The sequence below is a fragment of the Micromonospora sp. ANENR4 genome, from assembly GCF_015354395.1.
Lineage (GTDB): Bacteria > Actinomycetota > Actinomycetes > Mycobacteriales > Micromonosporaceae > Micromonospora > Micromonospora aurantiaca.
In genome coordinates, this window is sequence record NZ_JADKYQ010000034.1 from 1 (window position 1) to 4875 (window position 4875).

Annotated in this window: 5 protein-coding genes; 1 reads left to right on the top strand and 4 read right to left on the bottom strand. The window is 66.4% G+C overall.

Annotated elements, in window-relative coordinates:
* Positions 1 to 80 precede the first annotated feature (80 nt).
* The 3 genes from IRY44_RS30345 to IRY44_RS30355 all read right to left on the bottom strand — a co-directional run bounded on the left by IRY44_RS30345 (position 81) and on the right by IRY44_RS30355 (position 2961).
* A complete protein-coding gene (locus tag IRY44_RS30345) occupies positions 81 to 404 on the bottom strand; it encodes a pentapeptide repeat-containing protein (protein ID WP_355513426.1) in 324 nt (107 codons plus the stop codon).
* A 557-nt stretch (positions 405 to 961) separates the two neighbouring features.
* The gene (locus tag IRY44_RS30350; RefSeq protein WP_228533118.1) at positions 962 to 2215 is read right to left on the bottom strand and encodes a hypothetical protein; all 1254 of its coding nucleotides are present in this window, start codon (positions 2213 to 2215) and stop codon (positions 962 to 964) included.
* Positions 2216 to 2475: 260 nt separating this feature from the next.
* Positions 2476 to 2961 (bottom strand): hypothetical protein, encoded by a 486-nt coding sequence (locus IRY44_RS30355; protein ID WP_194803556.1) that lies wholly within the window; start codon positions 2959 to 2961, stop codon positions 2476 to 2478.
* A gap of 235 nt (positions 2962 to 3196) precedes the next feature.
* Between IRY44_RS30355 and IRY44_RS30360 the strand changes: the two genes are divergently transcribed.
* The gene (locus IRY44_RS30360) at positions 3197 to 4033 is read left to right on the top strand and encodes a hypothetical protein (protein WP_194803557.1); all 837 of its coding nucleotides are present in this window, start codon (positions 3197 to 3199) and stop codon (positions 4031 to 4033) included.
* 324 nt (positions 4034 to 4357) lie between these two features.
* On the opposite strand, the gene IRY44_RS30365 is transcribed toward IRY44_RS30360, so the two are convergent.
* On the bottom strand, positions 4358 to 4875 hold a 518-nt coding region (locus IRY44_RS30365; protein WP_194803558.1), incomplete at its 5' end, for an SMI1/KNR4 family protein.

A 4875-nucleotide genomic window follows, 5' to 3' on the forward strand; every position in this document is an offset into this window, starting at 1 on the left:
CTAGCTGGGGTAGCGCGGTTAGGCGGGTGAACGCGGTGACAGCTCGGTGGCCCAACGTCAACTGGACATATCCCCGGAATCTAGAGATCGTGCGGCCACCCAATGACGCGCTCGGCGGTGACGCCTCGAAGGTCGGCTCCGTTCCACCGTGCCCCGGTGACGTCTGTCCGTCCGTACTCCGGATCGTGCGTCATGACGTAGCTGAACCGCGCGTAGGACAGGTCGGTGTCGCGCAGGTCGGCGTCCCGCAGATCACAGCCGGCAAAGCTGACGCCGCGGAGGGACGCGCCCCGCAGGTCGGCGCCCCGGAAGTCACACCACTTGAACGAGTGCCCATCGAGGGTGTGGTGCCGAAGATCGCGACCCGCGAACGATTGCCTCGTCGCGCGGGGCGGGGTGCTCACCCGGAAACGGTAGCGTGGTCGCCCATTGCCGAACCAACGGTTTCTGTCCACTCACTTGCGGGGCGTCCCGTTGCGCAGGGCCGCTGCTTCGCCCGCACGTCGTGACGCGCGGGCGTCAGCCCGAGCTTGACCGTTAGTCGTAGAGCTCAGGCCGCCACAGAGTCTCTTCTCTGCGATCTGCCTCCGGCGGAGCCTGAAGTACCGGATGATCTCGTAGCCGGCGGGGTCGCTTCCTGGTCAGACGGTGCCGCAATCGCTGGATGCTCTCAGGCACGTGGATACAGACCCAAAGCAGGGCCAGTGATGCTGTGAGGGTGAGCAAGCCGATGCATATGAGGCTGCCAAGCGGGCTCATCGGCGGCTCCTCCATGACAGCGGGACGGAAATCGGCAAGCAGGCACGAGCATGATCGATCGTGCCACGGCACCGATGCTCCCGCCCGTTGAGACTGGAGTTGCACCAGCAGCATCTGACCGGGGCTGCTGATCGGTGACCTCTTCGGCGCGCTCGTAGGAGTGATCGTCGGCCTGGTTTGGCTGGGTGTCGTGGGGCCGGGGTTACCTGGGCGGGATGACGGGGTTTCCCAGAAGACTGCCGCCTGCGCATGGCCACGGGCCGGGCGCGAGTGGTGCCAGTCCGGTGTCGCGGAAGATGAGTAGTTCGTTGTCGAGCGCGAAGGCGACGGTTGCGTCCTTGAGGAGAAGTGTCCTGCTCAGGACGGTTCGGTCGTCATCGGCGCGGTGGAATAGTTCGTGCTGGTCCAAGTCCGCGTCGACGGTTAGGAGCTTTCCGTTGCGCCAGAACACGGCGGTGCCGTGGGCGTCGAGTGAGGGATAGCTGGTGTAGTAGCCGCTGAGAGGCGGGCCGTCGCGCATTGATCCGTCGGGGTCGAGGACCCGGAACCGTGACTGGGACGGCAGGACGTTCTCGGATTCCGGACCGCGGAAGGTGCCGCTTTGGTCGATGAGCATTTGGCCGTGACTGGGCCACGTTTGAGTTGCCTGACCGTTGCGGCCGTGAAGGGTGCTGGAGAACGCTCCGTAGCCTTGGGCGCCGATGAGGAAGCGGTCGGGTCCGGCGATGGCCTTGTGGTGGTAGGGCCCGGGCTCGGTGGTCGAGACGATGTCTCCGGTCGCGGCGTCGAGGATGGTGCATATCCCGATGCCGCTGGCTCCGTCACTGATCCCGGCCAGGATGCGGTCACCGGCCACGAGCAGCGGCTGCCAGTGATCCGCTTGCAGGGTGGATGGCCGCCACGCTTTCTTGGGTTGGGCGTGCCACCCGGTCGCCACGCCGGCTTCGATCACGCCGGAGAAGGAGAGCGTGTCGAGAGGTAGGGGTGTGGACCACACGGTGTTGCCGGTGTCGCTGTGGCGCACCAGGCGCCCAGTGCTGCCGTGGGGTAGCCGCTGGCGTGGCGCGGTCGGCAGCCATAGCGCGCAGAAGCCGTCCGGCATCCGAACGACAGCACCCAGATACTCGCCTTGTTCCTGCTGCAGGGCCATCGCATCCGTGACCGAGCCGTCGGCGCCAACGCCGGTGATAGTGAACACGGGCGTGCTGTGGCCGTCGTGGTGGGCCACCCACACAGTCCCGTCGGCATCAGCGCGTGGCGGGAACGGATGGCCTGGGAACGTGCGCTGCCAGAGCCTGCCTCCGGCCAGGTCGACCGCGGTGAGGACGGTGGTGTACAGGTTGCGCGTGCTCGGGCTGCGGCCCGCATAGCTGGTGAGGTAGATCGGCCCGTCCGGGCCAGCGGCCGCTAGGCCCCGGACCTGTCCAGGCACGTCGATGATCTCGGGATCCTTCACCTTGCCACCTCCTCAGCCATGCGATGGCCGGCGCCGGCTTTCATGCTTGCTCGCCGGCCCCAGCCGGGGCGGTCACTCCGCATCGACGTGCAGCAGTGGGATTGTTGCACCAACGTCGGTGCTGATCCCGCTGGCTGAGACTCAAATTCCACCGGCAAACCTGCTGCAGGTACTCCTCGACGGTGGTCTCTTCGGCGTGCCTGAAGTGGTCAGATGTCGGCGATGAAGACGAGGAGGATAGTGTCTTTGGTGTCGTGTGATCAGCGGGGTAGGTCGTCGGGAACAGGCAGGTCAAGTGCCGCGAGGAACCGTGCTGTCTTGACCTCCACGAAGACCTCGGCGTCGTCTAGGTCGTCGTCGTCGTCGTCGTCGTCGTCGTCGTGGTCGTGGTCGATGTCTGCTGGGTTGAGGTCTTCGGCGAGGTAGGCGGCCAGCTCGGCTTCCTTGGCCTCGCGTTCGGTCCCGCTCGACCTACCGTGCTGGTGGGCCCACCAGGCGCCCAGGCCGGCGGCCTCGCGGGCCGCATCGGTTGGGGCTGAGGCGTCCGGGTTTTCGAAGTATGTGCGTGGGGTGTCACCGAGGTAGGCGACACCGCTGCCGGGGCCGGGTGGACGGTAGGTGATCGTGGCGATGTCGCTGTCATGGATGTCGACGAGCAGCCACGGTTCCGGGATGGTCGGCTGTTCGGCGGGGGGGTGTGCCGTCCACCGGTGTCCGTTGAAGAGGTAGGTGCCGAAGAACCCCACGATTGATTTCCTGAGCCCAGGGCGGCGGCCGGTCACGGTTCAGCGCGTAGATCATCGCATGATGGTGCGGGCAGGGCAGGGGCTTGCAGACCGGCCCGTGCGCTCATGGCCGATGACAGCGCAGTTGACCAAGGGCTGCGCCGTCGCAGTCGTACGCGCACCGGCCCTGCGATGCTGGCCACGTCCCGTCAGAAGCCGGTTGTCGCAGCGGTGCGGGTGGCTTACCGTGCGCGGCGTGCCGTCGATGCTGTGGGAGTTCCAAGACCTGTTCGTCGAGCTGCGGGATGGTCCGGCTGCGGGTTGGGGTGGCGAGGTGCTACAGCCTTGGCTAGACAGGCGTTCTCACCTCGTGGCCGAGTTGCACGAGCTGGGCCGTCCGGACAGCCGTCGGGTGCGTGTTCCGCGCGAGGGCAACCACTACACGGCCTTGGAAGGGCTGTACGCGTTGAGTCGCATCGTCGACGTGCTGCTGTCGGCCTTTCAACCGGGCAGATCCGATCCGCAGTTGCTGGACTGGACCAGCGGCAAGCCGTGGTGGCGGGGCACCATCCCGGGCACGTCGGCATGGCCGACGTTCCGCGCGGCGATCAGGGCGGCGCCGCTGGCGGAGTCGTCATTCCATCCGTTCTTCCATGAGATCGTCTCGGTGCAGGTCAGCGATGACGCCGACGAGCCGCCGAGCGTCGTCGGCGAGTTCTGGCCGGGTGCGGTCGTCGGCAGCATGCTGGTGGCCCGAGCAGGCGTGGCGGTCCGGGCCGGCGCTCATCACCTCGACGCCGACGTGGCTGCACGCTCGGCGCTGTACTGGGCCTGGTGGCGGTGCAACCGCAGAGCGGTGGATCTATCCCACGGATGGGGTCACAACTCCCAGTGGACAACGGATTTTCGTCGCGACTACATCGCCGAGGGCCACCTGCACTACAACGTCGACGCCGATCCGTCGAGACAGCCGGACCGGGATCTGAACGACGCGGACCGGATCGACCTACTCAGGTACCGGTGCAGCATCCGAACCGATCTTGGCACCGATCAATGGCCGTTCGACGATACGTTTGTCGAGCAGGCACCGTAGAGCCGCCCGAGGTACGTGCACATGCCGCTGCGCGCGCAGTGCCGAGTCGACTAGAAATGATCGCAGTACGGGGAGCGACGACGGCTCCTCAGAGTGGTTGGGGCCGTAGCGCAGTACGCGTCCGGCGTCGTACGTCTCGGCCTGACGTACGGGCCAGCCGTCATCGCCTACTTCGAAGTACCAGACCGAGTGGCCCCAGCCAGTGAACTCATCGCATCGGTTCTCCGCCCAACCGACGGCGGTAGAAGCGATTCGGGATGGCGGAAAGAGTGCTCGCGGCACGTCCGCTTCTGGCCGCCTTCCGTGCTGCAGAGCGTTCCGGCTTTATCGGGACTGGGTTTGCTTTTCGGCCTGTTCGAGCCATCCTCGGTACCAGCGCGTGAAGCCTGTCGGGCTCCCGTCGGGCTCGTGCAGAGGCAGGAACCCGCCGTCGCTGGCGGTGTCGTCGCCCCACATCTGACCGCGAGCTGGTCCGCTGATGACGAGGGCTTCGCGGTAGGCGCAGCCGAGGTGACAGAGGTAGAGCAGCCCGATGGAGTGTTCGGGCGAGAAGACGACAGCTTCGTGCTGCCGCCAGTAGGCGTCTTCAGCCTCGTTGAACTTGTCTTCGGAGTCGAAGTCCGCCTCACCAGGGGGATCGGGCAGGTCGTCTGCGGGGTTGAATGCTTCGGTGTGCGGGAACGGCCGGCTCAACGTCTTCAGGTCGGTGAGTTCGGCACCGTCGCCTTCCCAACGCCAGCGGCCGTCTACCCGTTGAGCGGGAAAGAGGCCGTACGCCGGGCCTGCGCCCCCGCGACTGACCTGTAGGAGGAAGGAACGGTACTCGGCGGGTAGCTCGACAT